This is a genomic window from Micromonospora sp. NPDC005291, assembly GCF_040607415.1.
Lineage (GTDB): Bacteria > Actinomycetota > Actinomycetes > Mycobacteriales > Micromonosporaceae > Micromonospora.
The window spans coordinates 44,100-67,241 of the sequence record NZ_JBEXGR010000028.1; the positions used below are offsets into that span (position 1 = coordinate 44,100).

General features: G+C 73.5%; 23 protein-coding genes. 9 read left to right on the plus strand and 14 right to left on the minus strand.

The annotated features are described in order from the left end of the window. Nucleotides 1-22: 22 nt before the first annotated feature. Nucleotides 23-607: a class F sortase gene (locus tag ABZT18_RS28195; RefSeq protein ID WP_354995882.1), complete on the minus strand. Its 585-nt coding sequence runs from the start codon at nt 605-607 to the stop codon at nt 23-25. 114 nt (nt 608-721) lie between these two features. Continuing rightward, a complete protein-coding gene (locus tag ABZT18_RS28200; RefSeq protein WP_354995881.1) occupies nt 722-1,207 on the minus strand; it encodes a hypothetical protein in 486 nt (161 codons plus the stop codon). Between the two features lie 356 nt (nt 1,208-1,563). Here ABZT18_RS28200 and ABZT18_RS28205 point away from each other — a divergent pair, with 356 nt between their 5' ends. The 3 genes from ABZT18_RS28205 to rnhA all read left to right on the plus strand — a co-directional run bounded on the left by ABZT18_RS28205 (nt 1,564) and on the right by rnhA (nt 4,702). Then, nucleotides 1,564-2,835: an MFS transporter gene (locus ABZT18_RS28205; protein WP_354995880.1), complete on the plus strand. Its 1,272-nt coding sequence runs from the start codon at nt 1,564-1,566 to the stop codon at nt 2,833-2,835. 61 nt (nt 2,836-2,896) lie between these two features. After that, complete coding sequence (locus ABZT18_RS28210) at nt 2,897-4,162, plus strand: lycopene cyclase family protein (RefSeq protein ID WP_354995879.1); 1,266 nt, start codon at nt 2,897-2,899, stop codon at nt 4,160-4,162. A gap of 63 nt (nt 4,163-4,225) precedes the next feature. After that, nucleotides 4,226-4,702: a ribonuclease HI gene (gene rnhA, locus ABZT18_RS28215; protein ID WP_354995878.1), complete on the plus strand. Its 477-nt coding sequence runs from the start codon at nt 4,226-4,228 to the stop codon at nt 4,700-4,702. Between the two features lie 7 nt (nt 4,703-4,709). Here the strand turns inward: rnhA and ABZT18_RS28220 are convergent, their stop codons facing one another. From ABZT18_RS28220 to ABZT18_RS28230, 3 genes are all read right to left on the minus strand, one after another. After that, nucleotides 4,710-4,946 carry a preprotein translocase YidC gene (locus ABZT18_RS28220; protein ID WP_354995877.1) on the minus strand — a complete coding sequence of 79 codons (237 nt, stop codon included), beginning with the start codon at nt 4,944-4,946 and terminating at the stop codon, nt 4,710-4,712. A gap of 72 nt (nt 4,947-5,018) precedes the next feature. Beyond that, nucleotides 5,019-5,906, minus strand: coding sequence for a pentapeptide repeat-containing protein (locus tag ABZT18_RS28225; RefSeq protein ID WP_354995876.1), 888 nt, complete (start codon nt 5,904-5,906; stop codon nt 5,019-5,021). A gap of 85 nt (nt 5,907-5,991) precedes the next feature. After that, complete coding sequence (locus ABZT18_RS28230; protein WP_354995875.1) at nt 5,992-7,149, minus strand: hypothetical protein; 1,158 nt, start codon at nt 7,147-7,149, stop codon at nt 5,992-5,994. 45 nt (nt 7,150-7,194) lie between these two features. Between ABZT18_RS28230 and ABZT18_RS28235 the strand changes: the two genes are divergently transcribed. Together ABZT18_RS28235 and ABZT18_RS28240 are read left to right on the plus strand one after the other, a co-directional pair. After that, nucleotides 7,195-7,803 carry a hypothetical protein gene (locus ABZT18_RS28235; protein ID WP_354995874.1) on the plus strand — a complete coding sequence of 203 codons (609 nt, stop codon included), beginning with the start codon at nt 7,195-7,197 and terminating at the stop codon, nt 7,801-7,803. Between the two features lie 30 nt (nt 7,804-7,833). Then, a complete protein-coding gene (locus ABZT18_RS28240) occupies nt 7,834-8,436 on the plus strand; it encodes an MBL fold metallo-hydrolase (protein ID WP_354995873.1) in 603 nt (200 codons plus the stop codon). Here the strand turns inward: ABZT18_RS28240 and ABZT18_RS28245 are convergent. Together ABZT18_RS28245 and ABZT18_RS28250 are read right to left on the minus strand one after the other, a co-directional pair. Then, nucleotides 8,403-9,149, minus strand: coding sequence for a phenylalanine--tRNA ligase beta subunit-related protein (locus ABZT18_RS28245; protein WP_354995872.1), 747 nt, complete (start codon nt 9,147-9,149; stop codon nt 8,403-8,405). The two genes, ABZT18_RS28240 and ABZT18_RS28245, sit on opposite strands and share 34 nt — an antisense overlap. Nucleotides 9,150-9,156: 7 nt before the next feature. Continuing rightward, nucleotides 9,157-9,768, minus strand: a complete 612-nt coding sequence (locus tag ABZT18_RS28250; protein ID WP_354995871.1) for a LysE family translocator — start codon at nt 9,766-9,768, stop codon at nt 9,157-9,159. A gap of 62 nt (nt 9,769-9,830) precedes the next feature. On the opposite strand from ABZT18_RS28250, the gene ABZT18_RS28255 reads away from it, so the two are divergent. Next, complete coding sequence (locus tag ABZT18_RS28255; protein ID WP_354995870.1) at nt 9,831-11,321, plus strand: PLP-dependent aminotransferase family protein; 1,491 nt, start codon at nt 9,831-9,833, stop codon at nt 11,319-11,321. 9 nt (nt 11,322-11,330) lie between these two features. Here the strand turns inward: ABZT18_RS28255 and ABZT18_RS28260 are convergent, their stop codons facing one another. The 7 genes from ABZT18_RS28260 to ABZT18_RS28290 form a co-directional block, all read right to left on the minus strand. Continuing rightward, nucleotides 11,331-12,752: a DUF6297 family protein gene (locus ABZT18_RS28260; protein WP_354995869.1), complete on the minus strand. Its 1,422-nt coding sequence runs from the start codon at nt 12,750-12,752 to the stop codon at nt 11,331-11,333. Further along, nucleotides 12,749-13,372, minus strand: coding sequence for an ABC transporter ATP-binding protein (locus ABZT18_RS28265; protein ID WP_354995868.1), 624 nt, complete (start codon nt 13,370-13,372; stop codon nt 12,749-12,751). The genes ABZT18_RS28260 and ABZT18_RS28265 overlap by 4 nt, the downstream gene beginning before the upstream one ends. A 40-nt stretch (nt 13,373-13,412) precedes the next feature. Then, nucleotides 13,413-15,806, minus strand: a complete 2,394-nt coding sequence (locus ABZT18_RS28270; protein ID WP_354995867.1) for a tetratricopeptide repeat protein — start codon at nt 15,804-15,806, stop codon at nt 13,413-13,415. Next, on the minus strand, nt 15,803-17,569 hold the full coding sequence (locus ABZT18_RS28275) for a hypothetical protein (protein ID WP_354995866.1): 1,767 nt from the start codon (nt 17,567-17,569) through the stop codon (nt 15,803-15,805). Before ABZT18_RS28275 ends, ABZT18_RS28270 begins: the two co-directional genes overlap by 4 nt. Continuing rightward, nucleotides 17,566-18,843, minus strand: coding sequence for an extracellular solute-binding protein (locus ABZT18_RS28280; RefSeq protein ID WP_354995865.1), 1,278 nt, complete (start codon nt 18,841-18,843; stop codon nt 17,566-17,568). The genes ABZT18_RS28275 and ABZT18_RS28280 overlap by 4 nt, the downstream gene beginning before the upstream one ends. Beyond that, nucleotides 18,840-19,472: an ATP-binding cassette domain-containing protein gene (locus ABZT18_RS28285; protein ID WP_354995864.1), complete on the minus strand. Its 633-nt coding sequence runs from the start codon at nt 19,470-19,472 to the stop codon at nt 18,840-18,842. The genes ABZT18_RS28280 and ABZT18_RS28285 overlap by 4 nt, the downstream gene beginning before the upstream one ends. Before the next feature lie 91 nt (nt 19,473-19,563). After that, nucleotides 19,564-20,541: a WYL domain-containing protein gene (locus tag ABZT18_RS28290; RefSeq protein ID WP_354995863.1), complete on the minus strand. Its 978-nt coding sequence runs from the start codon at nt 20,539-20,541 to the stop codon at nt 19,564-19,566. Nucleotides 20,542-20,585: 44 nt separating this feature from the next. On the opposite strand from ABZT18_RS28290, the gene ABZT18_RS28295 reads away from it, so the two are divergent. From ABZT18_RS28295 to ABZT18_RS28305, 3 genes are all read left to right on the plus strand, one after another. After that, a complete protein-coding gene (locus ABZT18_RS28295) occupies nt 20,586-21,065 on the plus strand; it encodes a hypothetical protein (protein WP_354995862.1) in 480 nt (159 codons plus the stop codon). Further along, nucleotides 21,065-21,550: a hypothetical protein gene (locus ABZT18_RS28300; protein ID WP_354995861.1), complete on the plus strand. Its 486-nt coding sequence runs from the start codon at nt 21,065-21,067 to the stop codon at nt 21,548-21,550. Before ABZT18_RS28295 ends, ABZT18_RS28300 begins: the two co-directional genes overlap by 1 nt. Nucleotides 21,551-21,621: 71 nt before the next feature. Continuing rightward, nucleotides 21,622-23,130 (plus strand): NAD(P)/FAD-dependent oxidoreductase, encoded by a 1,509-nt coding sequence (locus tag ABZT18_RS28305; RefSeq protein ID WP_354995860.1) that lies wholly within the window; start codon nt 21,622-21,624, stop codon nt 23,128-23,130. Nucleotides 23,131-23,142 lie beyond the last annotated feature (12 nt).

A 23,142-nucleotide genomic window follows, 5' to 3' on the forward strand; every position in this document is an offset into this window, starting at 1 on the left:
CCCGACAGGCGGGCAGCTCGGCTCAGGCGGTGCGGGTGGCGAAGACGACGACGTTGTCGACATAGTTGCCGGTCGTGGCATCGAACCGGCCGCCGCAGGTGATCAGGCGTAGCCCGGCGGCGTCCGCCGGGCCGTAGACGAGCGTGGTGGGAAAGTGCTCCTTGGGGTACGCGCGAACGTCATCCACTGTGAACGTGGTGACCTGCGCGTCGGCGCGGGTGATCCGGATCTGCTGGCCGGCGCGTAGCCGACCGAGGTCGAAGAAGACCGCCGGGCCGGCCGGGGAGTCGACGTGCCCCACCAGGACGGCGTTGCCGGTCTCGCCGGGACTGACCCCGTGCCGGTACCAGCCGGCGAGGGTGGGCCGATCCAGTGGTGGCACCTCCAGCACCCCGGCGGCGTCCGCGCCGACGGGGACGACCTCCGCGCGTACGCCGATGGCGGGGATCTCCACCCGGACCGGCGCGGCGCGGGACAGCGGGGCCAGGTCCGGTGCCGGGTGGGTGCGCCTCGGTGCGTCGGCCGGCGGTCGCGGTGGCCGCGCCGGATCGGCGGTGACGCCGACGGTGATCAGCCCCAGCCCGGTCACGCCGAGCAGAGCGACCACGGCCGGTAGGGTCCGCCGCCACCACACCTGGGCACCTCCGTACGGGATCGTCCGGGTGCCCGCACCGGTGTCACCGGCGCGGGCACCCGTCCTCAGGGATGGAGCGGCCGCCGATCAGGCGACAGTGGACACCGGACGGCGCCGGCGGATCAGGATCACCGCGCCGGCGACGGCGGTGCCGAGCAGTGTGCCGCCAGCGGCCAGAGCGCCGGTGTCGCGGCTGTCGCCGCCGGAGCCGGCCGGTGCGCCGCCGATCGGGGTGACGGCGAACGTGGCGCTGCCGGCCGAGCTGCCGTCGCCGCAGGTCGCCGCCACCGTGTACGTACCCAGGGTGAACCCGGCGGTGAAGAGTTCGGCGCTCAGCCCGCCGCCGGCGGCGGCCGTGGTGGATCGGACGTTCTGGTCGCGGTTGGGGCCGGTGACCCGGAAGATGGCGTCTCCCGACTTCGGGTTGCAGGTCGTCGCGGTGAGCACGACGGTCCCACCGACCGGGGTGGTGGCCGGTGACACGGTGGTGTCGGCCAGTGCGGCGCCTGGCAGCAGGAGCGTGCCGAGGCCCACGCCGAGCGCCGCCGAGCAGAGTGCTGTTGAGACCTTCATACGCGTCTTCCCTCACTTTTCGTCCGCTGACTGCGTGGGACGTCGTTCGGGTGGCCAACTCCGTGACTAGCACCGGTGTGCCCAACACTAGGTGGGTTGGGTCCACGATCAGGTGAAAATGAGAAATCCTCGTTGCCGTCACGTGTCCACCCGAAGGCGGGGAGAGCTGCGGAAAGGCCCCGACGGCCCGACCGGCACCGGTGCTCCGATCGATGTCTTCTCCGGCCGGGCTGTCGCGGGTGGGCCGATGGCGAGGTATTGCCGACGACGGCGGAAATGCACCGCCTGCCCAAGGGCTTCTGGAGGCGGGATAAATCGCGGTGCGGCCAGGGGAGACGCTGGTAGGTTCCGTGCCCGTGAAACAGGAAAGGGTCGCCGGCCTGGGAACACGATTCGCCTGGCTGTGGGCGGCCAGCACCCTCTCCGCCCTGGGCAGCGGCCTGGCCACCGTCGCCGCGCCGCTCTTCGTCGCGTCGCGTACCGACGACCCGCTCGTGGTGGCCGCGGCGTCCGCGGTGGCCTGGCTGCCCTGGTTGCTCTTCGCCCTGCCCGGCGGGGTGCTGGTCGACCGGATGGACCGGCGCCGTCTGATGATCATCATCGACCTGGTGCGGGTGGTGGCGCTGGCCGTGCTGGCCACGGCCATCATGACCGATCGGGCCGGGGTAGCCCTGCTGTACGTGGTCCTGTTCGTGGTCAACACCGGTGAGATCGTGTTCCGCTCGGCCAGCCAGGCCATGCTGCCGACGGTGGTGCCCCGACACCGTCTGGAGCGCGCCAACGGCTGGCTCGGCGGCGGCACCACCCTCATGCACGGCATGCTCGCCGGGCCGCTGGGCGGTTTCCTGTTCGTGCTCTCGGCGGGCAGCCCGTTCGTGGTCAACGCCGTCACGTACGCCCTCAGCGCGGTGCTGGTGGCACTGATCGGCGGCGACTTCCGGGCCGCCGCCACCGACGCGACCACCACTCGGGCCCGTTCGATGCGCGGGGAAATCGTCGAAGGGCTGCGCTGGCTGGCCCACCAGCGGTTGCTCCGGACGATGGCCGTGCTGATCGGGCTGCTCAACGTGACCCTGACCGCCGCGCTGGCGGTGCTGGTGCTGCTCGCCGAGGAGCGGCTGCGACTCGGGTCCGTCGGCTACGGGCTGCTCTTCACCTGCATGGCCTGCGGCGGGGTGCTCGGCGCTCTCCTCGGCGATCGGCTCATCGCCTGGATCAGCCCCACCTGGACGATCCGGATCGGCCTGCTGATCGAGGCGGGCCTGCACCTGGCGTTGGCCGGGTCCCGCAGCACTGTCGTGGTCGGGTTCGCGCTCTTCGCCTTCGGCGTGCACAGCGCACTGTGGAACATCGTGGCGAACTCGTTGCGCCAACGGCTCACCCCACCGGCGTTGCAGGGCCGTGTGGCCAGCACCACGCTCTTCGTGGCGGCCGGCGGCAACTGCGTGGGCGCACTGCTCGGCGGGCTGCTCGCCGCCCGGTTCGGCATCACCGCTCCGTACTGGGTCGGGCTCGCGGTGGCGATCGGTGTCTCCGCCGCCACCTGGCGGGTCTTCAACCGCGCGGCGGTGGTCCGCGCCTACGCCGACCCGCCGCCGGCCATACCCGAGCCCGCCCCGGCGAGCTGACCACGCGCCGCGTTCGGGTGGCGGCGCGCGACGCCCGTGAGCGGTGTGGCAGCGTGATGCGGTGACCACATCCGCGCCGCTCGACGTCGACCTCGCGCTGCTCGGTGGCGGCGGCGCCGCGTCGCTGCTGCTCGCCGCGCTGGACCGGCACGGCGTCCGCGACCTGCGGATCGCCATCGTCGACCCGGTGCGCCGGCGCGGTCAGGACCGCACCTGGGCGTTCTGGGGTCACCCGGACACCGACCTGGACCCGCTGCTCAGCGCGAGCTGGCAGCAGGTCGAGGTGGCCACGCCGGCCCGGCGCCGTGTCCTGGACCTGGCCCCGCTCCGGTACGCCATGCTCCGCTCCGGCCCGGTCTACGACCGGGCGGCCGAAGCCGTGCGCCGGCTGGACGCCACCCGGATCGTCGCGCCTGCCGAGACGGTGACCGACGATGGCACCCGTGTGCTGGTGCGTACCGGCGATGGGCGCACCGTACGGGCCGGCTGGGTGCTCGACTCCCGACCCCGCCCACCGGCGAGACCCGGGCGGACCACCTGGTTGCAGCACTTCCGCGGCTGGTGGCTGGAGGCCGACCGGCCGACGTTCGACCCGGCGCGGGCGGTGCTGATGGACTTTCGCACCCCGCAGCCGTCCCGAGGCGTCTCCTTCGGGTACGTGCTGCCGGTGAGCGACCGTTACGCCCTGGTCGAGTACACCGAGTTCTCGCCGGGCCTGCTCACCGACGCCGGGTACGACGCGGCGCTGGCCGGCTACCGAGACCTCCTCGGGCTGGATCCGGCCGGGCTGCGGGTGCGTGAGGTGGAGAACGGGGTGATCCCGATGACCGACGCGCCGTTCCCGGCCCGGCCCTCACCCCGGGTGGTCCGCCTCGGCACGGCCGGCGGCGCGACCCGCCCGTCCACCGGCTTCACCTTCTCCGCCATGTACCGCCAGGCCGACCAGGTGGCCCGCGCCCTCGCGGCGGGCCGGCCGCCGGTGCCCGCGGCGGCGTACCCGCGCCGGCACCGTTGGATGGACGCGGTCGCGCTGCGGGCCCTGGACCGGGGTGGGGTGGGCGGCCCGGAGTTCTTCGACCGGCTCTTCGATCGCAACCCGGCCGAGCGGGTGCTGCGCTTCCTCGACGGCGTCACCACACCGGCCGAGGAGGTCGCGATCATGAATTCGACCCGGCTGCTGCCGATGATCGCCGCCACCGCTGGCGACGCGGCGCACCGCGTCCGTGACCGGCTGCGCCCCACCCGACCCGTGCCGGCCATCCCGGCCGCCGTCGTCGGAGCCCCGACGGCCGGCTCCGCACCGGCCGGTGGCGCACCACCCGGCTGACGGTTCGGCGCGGCGGCCCCCCGAGCGGGGAGTACGCGGTCACCGCCCGGTAGGTTGCCGGGCATGGTGGACGCGGCGGCCGGCAGGGGCGTACAGATCTGGACCGACGGGGCGTGCAGTGGCAACCCCGGGCCGGGCGGCTGGGGTGCGTTGCTGCGCTACGGCGACCACGAGCGGGAGTTGTGCGGTGGCGAGGCCACGCCCACCACCAACAACCGGATGGAGCTGATGGCGGCCATCCAGGCGCTGGAGAGCCTGAACCGGCCGATCACCGTGGAGCTGCACACCGACAGCACCTACGTGCGCAACGGCATCACCAGTTGGCTGGCGTCCTGGAAGCGCAACGGTTGGCTGACGGCCGCGAAGCAGCCGGTGAAGAACGCCGACCTGTGGCAGCGCCTGGAGGCGGCCTGCGAGCGACACGAGGTCACCTGGCTGTGGGTCAAGGGGCACAACGGGCACCCGGAGAACGAGCGGGCCGACGGCCTGGCCAACAAGGGCATGACCGAGGCTCGGGCGGCCGCGCTGACCTCGCGCTGAGCCCGCGTCAGCGGGTCGCGTCCGGATGCCCGGGCATGCTCGACCCGCCGCCGCTGCTGCCGGAGGATCCTCCGGTCATACCCGAACTGTTGTCCTCGGTCACGATGTCCGGCGGCACATCGGTGTCGTCCGGGGGCGGGACCTTGGTGTCCGCCTCGACCTGCACCAACGGGACCTGGCCGGCCTCGTCCTCGCTGTGCTGCGGGTCGCCCGGCAGCTCACCGTCGCGCTTTCGGAAACCCACGCCGTGCCTCCCGTCGATGCCGGTCCGCGTCGGCGCTGGCTACCCGGCGTCGTCGCGGCCGAAACCTCGCGTTCAGCGGCGCCGGCTCCGGCGGGCGGGGGAGTTGGACCGTGACGGCTGCCGGACCGGGGTGAGCGGCAGCGCCGTCCAGTGCGGTGGCCGGGTGAGCGTCGCCGGCAACCCGGTACGCGCGTCACCCCGGGCGGCGTCCAGCTGGGCCTGGTGCAGGAAGAGAGTGGTCCGCAGGTCCGCGCCCCTGAGGTCGGCTCCGCGCAGGTCCGCGCCCGTGAGGTCGGCCAGACCCAGGTCGGTGCCACGCAGGTCGGCGCCGATCAGCAGCGCCCCGCGCAGGTTGGCCCGGCGTAGGTCGGCGCCGCGCAGGTCCGCACCGAGCAGTGGGGCGCCCCGGTGGTCGGCGCCCCCTGGAGAGCGGGCCGCGTCGCTGACCCGGGACAACAGGGGGTTGAACCGGTCGCGATATGCGACGACGTCCACCGCGCGTAGGCGCGTCGGGTCACCCTCGGTGAGCGCGGCGATGTCGGTGCGGGCGCGCTCCAGCTCGTCCCGCAGGTCGGCCGGCGGCCGTAACGCCACCGCCTCGCTGAGGTACCAGAGCAGTTCGTGCAGCGGTCGCAGCACGGCGAACGCCTCGGCCATGGCCGGCAGCGTCTCCGGTGCGTCCCGCCAGTCCCGCCCGCCGAAGGTGACCTGGGCGACCTGCTGACCGGCACCGAAGCAGTCGAACACCGTACAGCCGGGGAACCCGCGTTGCCGCAGCTCGGTGTGGATGCCGCAGCGGTGATCGGGGCGCAGGTTGGGGCAGGGGTGACCGGCCGGCTTGTCGATGGCGAAGTCCGCCGACCGGGCGAACGCGGGCACCACGCAGCACAGCCCGAAGCAGCGCTCGCAGTCGGCGCGTAGCTGCGCCGACCCGGGCGGCGGTGCGGGGCTGATCGACAAGGGGGTGGTCCTCCTGGCGCTCGGGCGCGACGGCTCGCGGTGGCCACCATTGTCCCGCGCGTCGACCCGACCCGGCGGGCCGGGGTCACCGTCCGTGCGCGTCACCGGCCGAGCGAGGCGCCGGGGTACGGGACCCTACCGGTGGCGGCACCAGACGACGGATCTCCCGCTCCCCGTCGCCGTGCCCGTACTTCTGGTCGAAGTGCCGTGTCACGACGGCGGTCGGGGTGCGGTCCCCGTCGGCCGGCTCCGCCAGCGCGAACACCGCAGGGGTCGCCCCGGGTGCGCGGGGTGGCAGCACGGCTCGCACGGTCAGCGGCCCGGTCACCCGGAACCCGCGGCAGTCGACGTAGTGCTGCCCGTCCACCGTCACGTAGGGCACCCGCACCTCGACCACGTCCGAGTCGTCGTGGCGCAGCGTGACCGTGACTGACCAGTACTGCTCCAGGTCCAGGGTGGCCTGCTCGTGCTCCCACAGCTCCTCGAACCGGGCGTGCACGAACCCGCCCCACGGGCTGTCCATGTCCACCTCGAGCTGGGGCACGTTGAACGACAGCTTCCCGATCGGGAAGAACGAGATCAGCGCCCGCCCGTCCCACTGGTAGAGCTGGATCGACGGGGACGCGTCGTAGAGCCGAACCTGCAACCGGTGTCGCAGCCGGGGGTCGAGCGCGTCGGAGAAGGCGGCCAGGTGGCGCAGGTTGCTGCGGATCTGCCGGGGCACGTCCACCCGCTGCCGCTCCAGCTCCTCGGAGCGCTGCTGGGCGGCGGTGCAGTCCGGGTCGAGCAGGAGCAACTGCACCTGGGCGCCGTGGGCGAGCGCCGCCCGTACCGCGGTCAGGGTCTCCTCGCGGTGCCGCTGCTCCAGCAGGATCGTCCAGGTGTCGAGGATGCGCACCCGGCGACCGGAGCGGTGCAGCCGCGCCACGAACGCCTGCTGGTCGAAGCTCAGGTGCTCCTGCACCCGAGCCTTGCGGGCCTCCTCGAACAGCGGGTCGAAGATGACGTACGAGATGGCCGCGAGCACCACGCTGGCACCGAGGTTGAGCAGCAGGTCGCTGAGGAAGCCGGTGCTGCGCCAGGCGGCCAGCAGCATGACCACGGCGATCCCGAGCAGTGCCCCACCGACGACGAAGGCGCGTCGTTGCCGGCCGCCCCGACCAGCCCACTCGGGCATCCGGTTCCCTTCCGCCGTCGGCCGGCCCCACCGCGGTTCACCCGCCGGAGCCATTTCACCGCTCATAGGGTGACGGTAACGGGGGCGGGCGACAGCGGAGGGCCGTGCGGGATGGACGAGAGTGAACGCGAGCAGGGGCTGCTCACCGCCCTGACCACCGAGCACTACGCGTTGGAGACCGCCCGCGCCGGCACCATCGCCGAGGCCACTGGCCGGGCGACGATCTTTCTGTCCGTGCTGTCGGCCGCCCTGATCGGGCTCGGCTTCGTGGCCAGCAACGACAAGCTGGTCCGGCCCTACCTGGGAGCGGTGCTGCCGACCCTGGTCATCATCGGGGCGCTGACCTTCCTGCGACTGGTCGAGACGACCGTGGAGAACTCGTTGGACCTCTGGCGGATCCAACGCATCCGCGCCTACTACCACCACCGGTTCGCCGGCCAGCACGACTTCTTCGCCGACGCCGTCGCCGACGAGGGCACGATGCGAACGGCCTGGAACCTGGTGGGCATCGAGCGTGGGCGATGGGAGTTCCTGCTCACCACGGCCGCGCTGGTCGGCGCGGTCAACGCGGTGCTGGTCGGGCTCGGGGTCGCCCTGCTGGTCGGGCTTGCCGGGGCCGGGCACGTGCTGGCCATCCCGGCCGGGGTGGTGGCCGCGGTGGTGGTGTTCGCCGGGCAGTTCGCCTACATCCTGCGGACGTCCGCGGCCCGGCAGGACTGACTCCTCGGGTACGCGGCGTACCGTCGCCGGATGCGGATCACCCGATTCACCCACTCGTGCGTGCGCGTCGAGCACGACGGCGGCGTGTTGGTCGTCGACCCGGGGACGTGGAGCGAGCCGCGTGCCCTGGTGGGTGCGGACGCCGTCCTGGTCACCCACGAGCACACCGACCACGTGGACGTGTTGCGGCTCGCCGGCCTCGGCGTCCCCGTGTACGCCCCGGAGGGCGCCCGACTGCCGGATCTCGCCCCGCTGCCGGTGACACGGGTCCGGGCGGGGCAGCGCTTCACGGCGGCCGGCATCGCGGTCAGCGCGCACGGCGGCCGGCACGCCGCGATCCACGAGGGACAGCCCGACTGCCCCAACCTGGGCTACCTGATCGGCGACCAGCTCTACCACCCGGGCGACGCACTGCACGTGCCGGACGAGCCGGTGCACACTCTGCTCGTCCCGGCCCAGGGGTCCTGGCTGCGCATCGACGAGGCGATCCGATTCGCCAGCGCCGTGGGCGCGGCGGCGGCGTACCCGATCCACGACGCGCAGCTCAACGAGCGTGGCCTGGCCAGTGTCGCCGGTTGGTTCGCCGAGACGATCCCCGGCTACCGCCACCTCGTTCCCGGCGACACCGCCTGACCGCTGTCGCCGTCGGCCGTCGGGGTGTGGAAACGGGGCGCGGCGGCGGTGAGCACCGCGGCGGTCGTCGGGACGGACCACCCGTCGGTCAGCTCCGTGACCAGGCTGGCGACCAGCCGGGTCACGGCCGGCTCGGCCCCCACGTGCAGCGCCTCGGCGACGATCAGCACCGACGAGGTGCCGGCCCGCACGGCGGACCAGCCGCTCTGCCGGTTCGTCCAACGCCGGGCGTGTGCCCGCCCGGCGGAGTCGGTGAAGGTCACCTCGCCCGGGTCGGGATGTTCGGTTTCTCCGGCGAAGCTCAGGTAGACCTCGTCGCCGTGTGCCGGCCGGACCACCAGGTCGCCGTCGACCCGGTTGAGGTCGAGCGCCGCGACCGGGATGGCGTAGGCGGCCGAGATGGCGTTGCAGAGGTCGACCAGCGGGTGCACTCGGGGCAGATCGCCGTCCAGGCGCAGCCGGCGCAGCAGCGCCTCGGCCGCGCACCGGTACCTGGTGGGCCGCAACCCCATGGCCGCGTACGCCCGCCGCCAGGCCTGGATCTCCGGGAACCCGCTCTCGGCCCCGCCGGCCAGCCGCCGCCGCGCGTCGGCGACATAGCCGGCCGTGCGTCCCGCCACGTCGGCGGTGGCGGTGATCCCGGAAACCTGCACCACACCGGCGACCAGATCGGGGTACGCGTCGCGAAGCTGCGTCGAATGTTCGAACTGCACGGGGTTCCTATCGTTCGGTGAGGGCGAGCGTCACGCCGAGCGCGACGAATGTGCCGGCGGCGGATCGGCGCAGCCAGTCGGTGACCCGGGGCCGGCTCAGCACCCGCTCGCGTACCCGGGCCGCGAAGACGCCGTAGCCGCTGAACACCACGAAGGTGAGCAGCATGAACACCCCGCCGTAGGCGAGCATCGCCCGGGTCGATCCCGGCCCGGCGGTGTCCACGAACTGCGGCAGGAACGCGACGAAGAACAGCGTCGGCTTCGGATTCAGCAGGTTGACCAGCACCCCGGAGACGATCACCCGGATCGCCGAGTGGGGCGGGCTGTCGGTCGTCACCGCGAAGGCGCTGCGATCCCGCACGATGGACCAGGCCAGGTAGAGCAGGTAGCCGACGCCGAGGTACCGGACGGTTTCGAACGCCGCGGCGCTCGTCTGCAACAGCGCGGCCAGCCCGGTCATCGCCGCCAACAGGTGCGGCAGCGTCGCCAGCGTGCAGGCGAACGCGGCCAGCACCCCGGCCCGGGCACCCCGGGACAGGCCGGCGGAGAGGGTGAAGATCACCCCGGTGCCGGGGGTGACCACCACGATCAGCGTGGTGATCAGGAACGGAATGGTCACGATCGTCCTCCGGCGGAGTTGGCAGGGCTGGCTCCTGCTCACTCTGCTGCCACAATGGCCCGATGGGCAGAGCCAAACCAGCGGCATCGGAGGGGTCCAAAACGGCCGGGTCCGACTTTCTGCACCTGACCATCGCGGACGCGCCCCGTGGCGGGCGCGCCGACTGGCTGGCCGGCCGGCTGCGGCAGGCCATCGCCGAGGGGCGGGTGCCGGTCGGTGATCTGCTGCCCCCCACCCGGGTGCTCGCCGCCGATCTCGGTGTCTCCCGGGGCGTGGTCACCGAGGCGTACCAACGCCTGACCGAGGAAGGACACGTCACCGGTCGGGGGCGGGCCGGAACGGTGGTCGTCGCCGCGCCGGCCGCGCCCACACCCGCCCCGAGCGCCGCGCCGGCACCGGTCGCGCTCTTCCCGCCGGCACCGGGCACCGACATCTTCGAGGCGGTACGCGCGGCGAGCGCGACGATCGATTTGACGCCCGGCGTACCCGACCTGACCGCCTTTCCCCGCGCGGACTGGCTGCGCGCCGAACGGACCGTGCTGCGCCGCGTCGCCGCGGCCGACCTCGGCTACGGCGACCCGTGTGGTGCGCCCGCGCTGCGACAGGCCGTCGCCACCTGGTTGGCCCGCAACCGCGGCATCAGCGTCGACCCCGTCGAGGTGATCATCGTGGCCGGCGTCTCCCAGGCGCTCGGGCTGCTCGCCCAGGCATTCGCCGCTGCCGGCATCGACCGGATCGCTGTCGAGGACCCGGGGTCGCTCGGCGTGCGGCAGCACCTGAACAACTGGCGGATGGACACCCCACCGATCACCGTGGACGACGCCGGGCTGCGGGTCGACGAGCTGGCCGCCAGTGGCGTACCCGCCGTGATGCTCACCCCCGCGCACCAGTTCCCGACCGGCGTGGTGCTCGACGGCGACCGCCGCCGCCAACTCATCGGCTGGGCGCGAGCCGGCGGTCTGATCATCGAGGACGACTACGACGCCGAGCACCGCTACGACCGTCCGCCGGTGCCGGCGCTGCGTGGGCTGCTGCCCGAGCAGGTCTGCTACGCCGGCAGCGTCTCCAAACTGCTCGCCCCCGCGCTGCGGGTCGGCTGGCTGCTCGTGCCGCCGCGACTGCGGGAGGCGGTGGTGGCCGCCAAGCGCAACGCCGACCTGGGCAACGCTGTCCTGCCGCAACTGGTGCTGGCGGAGCTGATGGCCTCCGGCGCCTTCGAGAGGCATCTGCGGCTGCTGCGCCGCCGGCACATCCGTCGACGGGACGCGATGATCGCCGCGCTCGCCCGGGAACTGCCCACCGCGACGGTGCACGGCGCCGCCGCCGGGCTGCACCTGATGATCACGTTGGACGATGCCCTGCCGGACACCGACCTGGCCACCGCGGCGCTGGCGCGGGGCGTCAAGGTGCAGCCGCTCTCCTGGCACTGCCAGCGCCCGTACCGATCGGGCCTCGTGCTCGGCTACGCGGCCCGTACGGTCACCGAGATCGAGGACGGTGTCGCCGAGATCGCCGCCGCGCTCCACCACCCGCGACGACGTGCCCCAGGCTGATGAGCGCGGTCAGCCCAGGAACAGCTGGACGAGGACCAGGACGGCGAGCAGCGCCGGCCCGCGTGAGCCCTGGCGCAGCAGGTCGACCGGGATCATCCCGAACGGCGTGTTGACCGTCGCGCCGCCGTAGTTGATCGGCGGGCGGGTGCCGGCCCGAAACGCGGCGAGCACCACTCCGAGCGCCAACGTCGGTGCCAGCCAGGCCGGCCCCGGGTCGACGGTCGGCAGGGTCAGCAACCACCACAGGCCCGCCCCGACCGTCGGCACCACCACGTGGATGCCGCGCAGCACGGTGTCGCTGCCACCGAGCGCCCGGCGTAGCCCGGGTGAGCGGCTGACCGATCGCAGGCCACCGGTCAACCGGCCGACGGCGAGGTAGGCGAACACCACCTGCGCGGCCCCGGCCAGCCCGGGCAGGGCGAGCGCGGCAGCGTACTGGACTCCGATCAACGCCGCCCAGATCAGCACGGCGCTCGGGTGACGGCGCAGCCGGCGTACGTCGGCCTGCAGCAGCGCCCACCAGGCGGGGCCGGGCAGGAACCGGCTGCTACGAACCCGGCCGATCCGGCGCCAACGCCGGCTCTCCACCAGGCTGGCGAGCAGGCTCGGGTCCAGCAGGATCGTGGCCGTGGCGGCGGCGTTGGCGAACTGGGCGCCGGTGGTCAGCGTGGCCCGGTCGACCCGGGGCAGGGCGCGTACCGCGAGGATCGTGCCCCACACCGCGAGGGGCACCGCGACGGCGACCAGCGCGACGGTCGGCGTCGTCGCCGGCCGCGGCAGCCCGTCGCCGAGGCGACCGACGAGCACCACCAGGGCGGTGATGACGGCCGCCGCCACCATCGGCACCGCTCCGGCAAGAGTCGGCCACCGTCGGCCCGCCCGGCTGCTCTGGGCGACGACGCTGAGCGCCAGCGCGGCCGCACCCCACCCCGCGCCGGCGGCGGCCGCCCAGCCCAGGGCGGCGGGGTCGCTGACACCGCCGAGCGCCGCCACGGCCACCCCGAGCACCGCGGTGCCGGCGGCGGCGCCCACCAGCAGGATGGCGAAGCGCGGCGCCAGCCAGGCCCGCCGGTCGACCGGGGCGCTGGTCGCCCAGCTCTGTGTGGCCGGGGTGACCAGCAGGGGGCCGAGCGCGCGCAGGCCACGCCAGGCGAGCCCGGCACCGGCCAGCAGCGCGGCCACCGCCAACCACCACCGCACACCCGGCTCGGCCTGCCCCACCGTGGGGGAATCCAGCAGGTCTCGGCTGGCGCTGATCGCGAACCAGCCGTACATGCCCACGAACAGGACCATGACGTACGCATCGCCCAGCACGTCGCCGAGGGAGTGGTCGTGGTGTCGGCTGCGGGCCCGGCGCAGGTGCGTACGCAGTTGCCGGGCGGTGGGCACCCCGGTCGGCGCGTCGGCGATCGTGGCCGTCGGGGCGGTCACCGGCCGATCTCGATGCGCTCGTCGACCACCGCGTCGATCAGCTCCGGGTCATGAGAGGCCAGCAGCACGGCGGTGCCGGCGTCTCGTTCCCGGCGCAGCCGGTCGGCCAGCCACTGCCGGCCGCGCACGTCCAGCCGCTGCTCCGGCTCATCCAGGATCAGCACCCGCCGTGGCCGCACGAAACACGACGCCAACGCCAGCCGGCGGCGCTGCCCGCTGGACAGGGTCACCGGCAGCTGATCGCGGGCCGGCTCCAGACCCAGCTCCGCGAGGACCTCCTCGACCGGCTCGGCGTTGCCCCCGTGGGCGTACGCGACCAGCTCCAGGTGCTCGACCACGGACAAATCGGGGAAGAAGTCGATGTCGTCCAGGGCGGCCGCCACCAGCGCCCGCACCTGAGGGTCGGTCTCGTCGGCCCGGAGGCCCCGCACCCGCACCTCGCCCGCGTCCGGCCGGTCGGCGCCGACGACACAGCGCAGCAGGGTGGTCTTGCCGCTGCCGTTGGGGCCCAGCACCACCGCGATCCGCCCCGCCTGGAGCGTGAAGCTCACGTCGTCGAGCACGACCAGGTTGCCGAAGTTGCGGCTAAGTCCCCGTACCGAGAGCGCATCCACGATCACAGAGTCTCCCAGACCCGTGCCAGCGGCCAACCTGCGCGACCTACGTCACGCGGTCGGTGGCGTTGTCCTCAAGTCGGGCATCGGCGGCGTGAAGCGCCTGATTGTCGGCGACCTCCTCGGCCACCGCCGCCGCGTCCGCCCAGTGCCGCCGTGCGTCGGCTCGGTCGCCCAGCGCGGCGGAAGCGTCACCCAGGTAGAGCAGGGTACGCGCCAACCCCGCGGTGGGCCGTGTCTCCTCGCGCAGTCGGCGGCTCTCGGCCAGCAGCTCGTACGCCGTACGCGCCTGACCGGGAGTGCTGCTCAGCAGTGTCGCCCCGGCGTTGAGCAGTGCCGTCGCCCGGCTGGTCGGGTCGTTGATCGACTCGTACTCGCGAAGGGAGGCCCGCCACGCCTGTGCGGCGTCCAGGTGCTCGCCGAGCGCCGCGTGAACCAGCACCAGGTTGGTCAGCGCCGCCGCGTACCCGCGCGGGTCACCCACCGACCGGAAGGTGTTCGCCGCCCGCACCAGGTGGTGGTGCGCGGTGTCCAGCTCGCCCCGGGCCAGCTGCGCCGCGCCGAGGCCCAGGTCGGTGAGGGCGTGCCCGGCGCGGTCGGCCCCGGAGCGGTGCCGCCGGGACATCTCGAGGTGCTCCACCGCGTCGTCGAGCTGCCCCAGATCGAGCAGGGCCAGGCCGAGGTTCAACCGAGCCTGGGCGGTGCCTCCGCGCCCGCGTTCGTTCACCGCGAGGGTGAGCGCGGCCGCCGCGCCCTGCGGGTCGTGCCGGCGCCGGCGAAGAACACCCAGCTCGTTGTGCGCCCACCCGGCGATCTCCGGTCGGTCGTCGGCGGTCGGAGTGGCCAGCACGGTACGGCAGACCTGCTCCCACTCGTCGAGCCGCTCGACGTACGCCAGCCATCCGCACAGTGCCACCGCCAGCCGGAACCACCACCGGCGTACCCGGCGGGGCAGGGTCTCGGCCGCGCCTGCCGGGACCCGCACCACCGCCAGCAGCAGCTCCTGGTGCAGGTCGAACCAGGCGTACGGATCGTCGTCCAGTGGCAGCGACCACTCCCGGTCCGGTGGGGATCCGAGCACGGCCAGGTTGGCCGCGTGCCGTTCCGCCCGGCGGGCCAGGTGCCGCGTCAACCGGGCCTGTGCGGCGACCCGGGCCCGGGCCGGATCCGCGTCCCGCAGATGCAGTCGGGCACTGCCGGCGAGCAGCGGTCGGACCTCGTACCGGTCGCCGGGCGCGCCCACCACGAACGCCGCGGCGGCCAACTGGTCGAGCAGCGCGGTTACCAGGTCGAGGTGCCGCCCGGCGAGCGCGGCGATGGTCGGCCGGTCCACGGGAGCGGGGACCAGCGACATCACCCTGTACAACCGTCGGGCCTGGCGGGTCAACGCCCAGTAGGCGATGTCCCGTTCGGTGACCAGACGGGCCGCTGGCGAGATGGCGAGCCGCTGGTGCGGTGGCGTCTGCACCGCGCGGCGCAGCGCGTCCAGCACGTCGGAGTGCCGCCAGCCGTGCTGCGCGGTGCGGTAACCGAGCGCGCGGACGGTACGCGGCTGCCGCCCGCAGAGGTCGACGATCTCGCGTACCGCCGGGTCGGTGCGCGGGTCGGCACGGCGGACCCGGGCGGCGGGCGCGGCCCCGCCCGCGGTCGCGAACAGCTCCACCGCCTCGGACGTGCCCGGTTCGGCGATCCAGTGCGCGACCACACCGTCCAGGCCGACCAGCGCCGGGCCTCCGGCGAGCAGCAGGCGGCAGGTGCGTGCGGTGGGCGGCAACAGCGGTCGGACCTGGTCGGGCCGGTCGACGTTGTCGAGTACCAGCAGAATCCTGCGACCGTCGAGCTGACCGCGCAACGCGTCGGCGGCGGCGGCGAGCGCATCCGGCCGGCCGGACGCCGGCGGCGCGGTGCCCAGGATCCGGGCCAGCGCGGTGAGCACCTGCCGGGCCGAGCGGGGTCGGCCCCGCCGCCGCAGGTCCAGGTAGTACTGCCCGTCCGGGAAGTCCTCCCGGCACCGGTTGGCGGCCTGCACGGCGCAGGCGGAGGTGCCCACCGCGCGCCGGCCCAGGACCGCCACCGCGTGCTCCCGGGCGAGCAGCCCGAGGACCGCCTCGACGTGCTCACCGCGACCGGTGAACTCGGCCGTGTAGGGCAGGGTCGGCGCCCCGGTGGTCGGCGTGGTGAGCACATCCGTTGGTTCGGGGTCGACCTCCCGGCCGGCCCGGCGGCGGCGCACCTCGTACACCACGTAGCCGACGAAGCCGAGGCCGCCGACGACGGCAAGGGCGATGCTCGCCGGCCCGAGCACGCTCGCCGCCAGCTCGGAGAGCAGGTTGCTGGCCAGGTTGCTGGCCAGGTTGGCGAGGACGCCGCCCACCAATCCGCCGATCCCGACCAGCGCCGGCCAGCGCGGGCTGCGGCTGGCGCGGCCCGGCCCGGTCACCGGACGCCCCCGGAGACGAGCCCGGCGACCAGGTGCCGCCGTGAGAGCACGACGAGCACCACCGGCAGCACGGAGGCGAGCACCGAGCTGGCGGCCAGCGCGCCACTGTTGCTCACGAAGCTGCGGGTCTGCTCGGCCAAAAACGGCCCGAGCGGCGACGCCTCCGGCCCGCTGAACAGCCGGCCCACCACCAGGTCGTTCCAGACCTGAACGAACTCCAACACGGAGACCGCCACCACCGCGGACAGGTTGTGCCGGGCCAACCGGCGCAGGGTGTGCCACCACCGGCGCCCGCCCAGCCGGGCGTCTCGCACCTGCTCGACGGGCAGGTCGGCGAACGCGTTGCGCAGCACCAGCACCGCGAACGGCACGCCCAACGCGACGTGCACCAGGGCCAGGCCCTGGGCCGTACCGGAGGAGAGCACCAGGCCCAGCACCTCGTTGACCGGCCCGGCGATGACCTGGACCGGTACGACGCTGGCCGCCAGCAGCAGCAGCCCGGTGGCCTGCGCGGCCGGCCCGGTCAACCAAGCCAGCGGGTACGCGGCCAGCAGCGCGATCACCAGCACCGTGGCGGTCACCGCGGTGGCCAGGAGCAGCGTGAAGCCCAGCGTCCGCCACAGCTCGGTGCCGGTGACCATGTCGCGGTAGGACTCGACATCCGGCGGTGCCGACCACCAGCCGTGCGCGGCGGCGTCCACCCTTCCATGTGCCGACGTGGCGACCAATACCGCCAGCGGCACCAGCCACGCGATTGCGGCACCGGCCGCGAGCAGCCGGAACAGCCGTCGGGGAGGGGCGACGGGACCGGGCTCCGGGGCTGCCTCGGGGCGCGGCGGCGGCCAGGACTGCCGGACGAAGAGCGCGGCCACCATGATCCCGCCGAAGACCGCCACCAGCCACACCACGCCGAGCGCGGCGCCCTCGCCGGTGGTGGTGCCGCCTGACGTCTGCCAGATCCGCAGCGCGAGCACGGAGGCCTCGTCGCGGACCGAGCCGGGGGTCATCACCAGGATGAGGTCGAACGTGCGGCTGGTGCCGACCGCCACCAACGCGAAGACCACGGCGGTCGTTCGCAGCAGCAGTGGCCGCCACTGCGCATCCCACAGCACGTGCCGGCGCCCGCCGCCGTAGGCGCGGACCGCGTCGGCGAGACTCGGCGGCACCGCGTCCAGCGCCGACCGGAAGACCAGCACGGCCAATCCCACCCAGGCCCAGACGAACGCCGACATCAACGCGACGGTGACCAGCCCGGGCCCGAGCAGCTGTGGCGCGTCGTCGGCCGAGCTGCCGGTCAGCCGGGCCGCGACCAGGGTGGCCAGCCCACGGCTCGGATCAGGGTCGTACATCAGCCGGAAGGTGACCCCGGTGACGACCAACGGCAGCGCCACCGGCACCAGGAGGATCAATCGGACCAGCCCGCCCTCCTGGGAGCGGCGGGACGCGGCGGCGAGCAGATAACCGAGTGCCGTCACCACCGCCGGCACCAGCAACGCCCAGAGGACCGTCCGGCCCACCACCGCGCCGGTGTCCGGTGCGTCGAGCGCGGTCCGGAAGTGCGTGGCGCCGACCCAGCGGCCGTCGGTGGTGACGCTGGCGTGGATGGTCCGGAGTACCGGCCACAGCACCAGCCCGCCGAGCAGCACCGCAGCCGGCAGCAGCAGCGCCGAGGTCGCCCCCGCCGCCGGATAGGCCCGGCCCCGCCGGGGAGGCCCGACGTCGTCGAGCACCGCCAGCTCGCCGAGGACCTGGACCCGGCTCATCGGCCGCCACTCGCGCTGCGGGCCGCCGCGGCGAGCTGACCGGTGGCGCGGCGGATCGCCTCGCCGGCGCGGACCCCGTCGGTGACGTCGGCGAAGAAGCCCTGCATGATCCGCCAGATGCCGACGCCGTCGGAGCCGGTGAACGCGCCGGGCAACTGGTCGGAGAGATCAAAACGCAGCGTGCCGGGAGCCCGCATCTCCTCGGCGAGACGCTGGCCCACGCTGTCGGTGTAGCTGTTGATCGAGACGTTGGTGTTGGGCGAGAGGTAGCCGCCGGCGCGCAGCCAGGGCCGGAACGAGTCGGCCTTGGTCAGCCATTCGACCAGCTCGACCCCGCCCCGGGCGTCGGTGAACGCCACGGCCGCGTCCCCGCCGACGATCAGTGGGCCGCCGCCCGGTTGGGCGCCCGGGAACCGGAACGTGGCCGGTACCTCCGGGCCGCGCTGGAACGGGCCGACGACGTCAGCGGTGAAGTCCGCCCCGACGAGCATCACCGCCCGTCGAGCGTGCACCACCTGGATCACCGACTCCTCGTACTGGGTGAGCAGGGCGCGACGGCCGCCGCCGAGGAACGCTCCGTCGACGCTCCAGAGCCCGGCGAGCCGGTCCAGGGCATCGCGCACCGGTTTGCTCTGCCAGTCCGCGTCCGGCCTGGCGAGGGTGGTGTAGCCCTCGGGTGCCACGTCGGCCAGGACGTTCTCGAACCAGTCGGTGAGCACCCAGCCGTCCGCCGCACCGAGGGCGAGGGGCGCCGGGCCGCCGTCGCGCCGAGCGAGCGCGCCGAGCTCCCGGGTCCGTTCGACCAGCTCGTCCCAGCTGGTCGGTGGGTTGGGCAGCTTGGACGGCAGGTGCCAGACCAGCGACTTGTGGGCCGCCTTCACCCAGACGCCGTAGCGCTGGCCCTCGGTGGTCAGCAGCTTGCTCAGCTCGTCGGGCACGGCGTACTCGGCGGACGGGCGCACCGGGCTCAGCCAACCCCGCTGGGCGTACTCGGTGACCAGGCCGGGGCGGGGCAGGATCGCCACGTCCGGGCTGGTGCCGGCGAGGTGCCGAGCCCGCAGGAACGCGTCGATGTCGTTGCCGGCGCTGACCACCTGCACCGGGGCGGGGTAGCCGGCGACGACCTGGCGGAACCGGTCCAACTCGCTGGTGCTCCAGACCACCACGACCTGCACCGACCGGGTCCCGCCGGAGCAGCCGGCGGCCAGGGCGGTGACGCCCGCGGCGGCGGCGCGCAGCAAAGTACGCCGACTCGGTCGGGCGCTCGTCGTCATCGGGTCGCCTCGCTCGGCTCGGTGACCAGCTCGTGTCGCAGCGGAATCTCGACCAGGGTGCCCGGATCGGCGGTGCAGACCAGCACCGCCACCCCGGGGGCGTCCGGTGGGGAGAGCCGAGGCAGCAGGTCACCGAGGCGGCTGTCACCCGCCGAACCGGCCGGCAGGTCGACCACGAGCACCTCGGGCAGGCAGGCCGCCGCCCGGGCCAGCGCCACCCGGAACCGCTGGGCGGCGGAGATCTGGTGCGGTAGCAGGGTGAGGGAGAGCACCAACTCGAGCCGGTCGACCACCGTGGTCGTCCAGTCGTCGGCCACCTCGTGCACCCGTTCGCGCTTGCGCTGGCCGTACTCGATGTTGCGGCGCACGGTGAGTTGGGGGAGCAGAGCGCCACCGGCGGGCACGTAGCCGATCTGCCGGCGCGGCGGCGGCAGGGCGGTGACGTCCCGGTCACCGACCAGGATGCGCCCGGTCACCGGGGCGGCGAGCCCGGCCAGCACCCGGGCGACCGCGGTGCCGAAGCGGGGCGGCGCCACCAGGGCGGCGAGTGTGCCGGCGGGAACGTCGAGGGTCACCGGCCCGGTGCCGGGGACGGCGACCAGTGCGCGTAGCCGTAGCGTGACCCTCACCTCCGGTGCCTGCTGGTGACCGTCCCAGGGTGGCACACCACGCCCACAATCGATGTCCCTCCGACCTCCACTGTGGCGAGGCAGGAGTGGCTCAGCCTGGGGCGTAGAGCGCGGCGAGGCCGGCCGCCGTGGCGGCCAGGCGGTCGCGCAGTGCGACGGGAGTCAGCACCTCGACGTCGGCGCCGAGGCGCAGCAGATCACCATGGGCATGGGTGAGCGACTCGATCGGCAGCACCGCGGTCACCCAGCCCCGCGCGTCCGGCGGCCCGGCACTGGCGTCCACCGCGGTCACCACCGGATCGCTGGCGATCTCCCGCAGCCGCTCCCGCCCGCCGGGGGAGAGTCGAACGGTGGCCTCGTCGCGGTGCAGACGAGCCCGGAACTGGACCACGTGCGCCCGCCACCAGGCCGGCAGGTCGAAGTCGGCGGGTCGGTCGAACTCCTGCGTCAGCGGGGTCAGCGCGAGGATCTGGTTGACCCGGTAGGTCGCCGGCGCGCCCCGGCCAGGCTGGTCGGCCACCACGTACCACCGGCCACCCTTGAGCACCAGGCCGTACGGCTCCAGCACCCGGGTCACCTCGCCGCTCCAGCTGCGGTAGCGCACCTCGATGCGGTGCTGCCGCCAGACCGCCTCGGCCGTCCGGGCCAACTCGGGGGAGGCGTCGCCGTCCGCGTACCAGCCGGGTGTGTCCAGGTGGAAGCGTTGCTGGAGCTGGGTCGCCCGATCTCGCAGCGGTGCGGGGAGCGCGGCCTGCAGCTTGAGTTGCAGCGCGGCCACCACGTCGCCGTAACCCAGCTCGTCGGCGGGGCCGGGCAGCCCGGCCAGGAAGAGCCGGTCGGCCTCCTCGGCGGTCAGCCCGGTCAGTCGGGTCCGCCAGCCGTCGACCAGTTGGTAGCCGCCGGCGTGCCCGGCCTCTCCGTACAGCGGGATGCCGGCGGCGTGCAGCGAGTCCACGTCCCGATAGATGGTGCGGGGGGACACGGCCAACCGCTCGGCGAGCTGCGCGGCGGTCAGCCGACCGTGCGACTGGAGCAACAGCAGGACGGAGAGAAGTCGACTGGCCCGCACTTCACTGACATTAGCTGTCAGGGGACCGGTCGTACCGTCCCGGCATGCCTTTTCGCGACAAGGATCTGAGAACGCCGGGACCGATCATGGTGGACGGTCGACAGCTCAAGCGCTACCACATCGACCAGCCGGATCGGCCGATCGAACCGGAGGTGGAGAAGGCGGCGTACGACCTGCTGCCCGCGCTGCTGGCCGACGTCGCCGACGACGGCACCCCGGCCGCCGGATGGGTGGTGCTGCACCGGGGCGCGGACACCGGCGCCTACCTGCTGGCGTACACCTGGGTGTGGGACAACGCGCTGGAGGTGCGCGTGGCGGTGGCCGGGCAGCCGGCACTGGACTGCCCCGACGATGATCCGGCACACTTCGTCGCACTGCGCCGGCCCGCTGTGGGCTGTGTCTGGGAGTTGGCGGTGCTGGAGCACGAGCGGGCCGCCTGGGTGCGGCACCTGCTGGTGCCGGAGCACCCCGACCTGGCCGGTTACCTGCGCGACACGCGAGCGGAAGGTCCGGTGGGCCACTGATGGGCGACTTCGACTTTTTCAAGGGCACCTGGAACGTCGTGAACCGGCGGCTGCGCAAGCGGCTGGTCGGCTCCGACGAGTGGGAGGAGTTTCCGGGGGTGTCGGTCGCGCACGGCTTCTTCGCCGGCGGCGGCCACTTCGACGAGATCACCTTCCCGACCAAGGGTTCCGCCGGTGCCACGATCAGGATCTTCGACCCGGCCCGGCAGGAGTGGTCGATCTACTGGATGAACAGCGACAGCGGGGTGCTGGAGCAGCCGCCGATGGTGGGCCGCTTCGTCGACGGGGTGGGCCGCTTCTACGCGGACGACCAGCACGAGGGGCGACCGGTTCGGTGCCGGTTCATCTGGTCGGACATCAGCGCGACCACCGCCCGCTGGGAGCAGGCGTTCTCCACCGACGGCGAGCAGACCTGGGAAACCAACTGGATCATGATCTTCACCCGAGCATCCGAGCATCCGACCAGCTCGACGGCGGCGAAGTGATCTCGCGGTAGCTTCCGGCCATCCGGTCGCGGTGTTAGTGTCCGTCCACCGCCCCGGATGGAGGAACGCCGATGGCCTCCGACCACGTCGACGTGCTCATCATCGGTGCTGGCCTGTCCGGCATCGGCGCTGCCTGCCATGTGCGCCGTGACTGCCCGGACAAGACGTTCGCGGTGCTGGAGGCGCGCGACGCCATCGGCGGCACCTGGGACCTGTTCCGCTACCCGGGCATCCGGTCCGACTCGGACATGTTCACCCTCGGCTACTCCTTCAAGCCGTGGACCGACCCGAAGGCCATCGCCGACGGCGCGGCCATCCGGGAGTACGTGCGGGAAACCGCCCGCGAGTACGACGTACAGCCGCACATCCGCTTCCGCCACCGGGTGCTGCACGCCGAGTGGCACAGCGACAGCGCCCGCTGGACGGTGCACACCCAGCGCACCGACACCGCCGAGACCGTGGTGCTGACCTGCTCGTTCCTCTTCGCGTGCTCTGGTTACTACCGCTACGACGAGGGCTACACCCCGCCCCTGCCGGGTGTCGAGGCGTACGCCGGGCGGCTGGTGCACCCGCAGCACTGGCCCGACGACCTCGACCACACCGGCAAGCGGGTGGTGGTGATCGGCAGCGGCGCCACCGCGGTCACCCTGGTGCCGGCCATGGCGCAGCGGGCCGCCCACGTGACGATGCTCCAGCGCTCACCCACGTACGTCATGGCGTTGCCCTCGCGCGACCGCCTGGCCGACGCGCTGCGGCGCTGGCTGCCGGCGAAGGCCGCGTATCCGGTGGTGCGCTGGAAGAACGTGCTGCTGTCCACCGTCAACTTCCAGCTCAGCCGACGTGCGCCCAACCTGGTGAAGCGGATGCTGCGCCGGGCCGCGAGTGGCCGACTCCCGGTGGGGTACGACGTCGACCGGCACTTCTCGCCCCGCTACGACCCGTGGGACCAGCGGCTCTGCGTGGCACCCGACGGTGACCTGTTCACGGCCGTGCAACAGGGCACCGCGTCGGTGGTCACCGACACCGTCGACACGTTCACCGCGCACGGTGTCCGACTGACCTCCGGCGACGAGTTGCCCGCCGACATCGTGGTCACCGCGACCGGGCTCAACCTGCTCGCCCTCGGTGGCCTGACGCTGCGCGTGGACGGCACCGACGTCGACCTCGCGAGCACCGTCGCCTACAAGGGCATGATGCTCTCCGGCGTGCCGAACTTCGCCCTGACCATCGGCTACACCAACGCCTCGTGGACGCTCAAGGCCGACCTGGTCGCCGGTTACGTCTGCCGGCTGCTGTGCCACCTGGACCGCACCGGCCAGCAGGTCGTCACCCCGCTCCCGCCGCCCGACGACGAGCGGGTGCCGCTCATCGACCTGCGTTCCGGCTACGTGCTTCGTGCCGTCGACGCGCTGCCCAAGCAGGGTGCGAGAGCCCCGTGGCGGCTGCACCAGAACTACCCCCGCGACGTGCTGCTGATGCGGCACGGCCGGCTCAACGACGAGGGCGTGCGGTTCTCCCGCGCCGGCGAGGTGGCCGCGTCCGCCAGCCCTCAGCGTTCCGTCTCATTCGATCGTCGGTAACCGCGAGGAGAG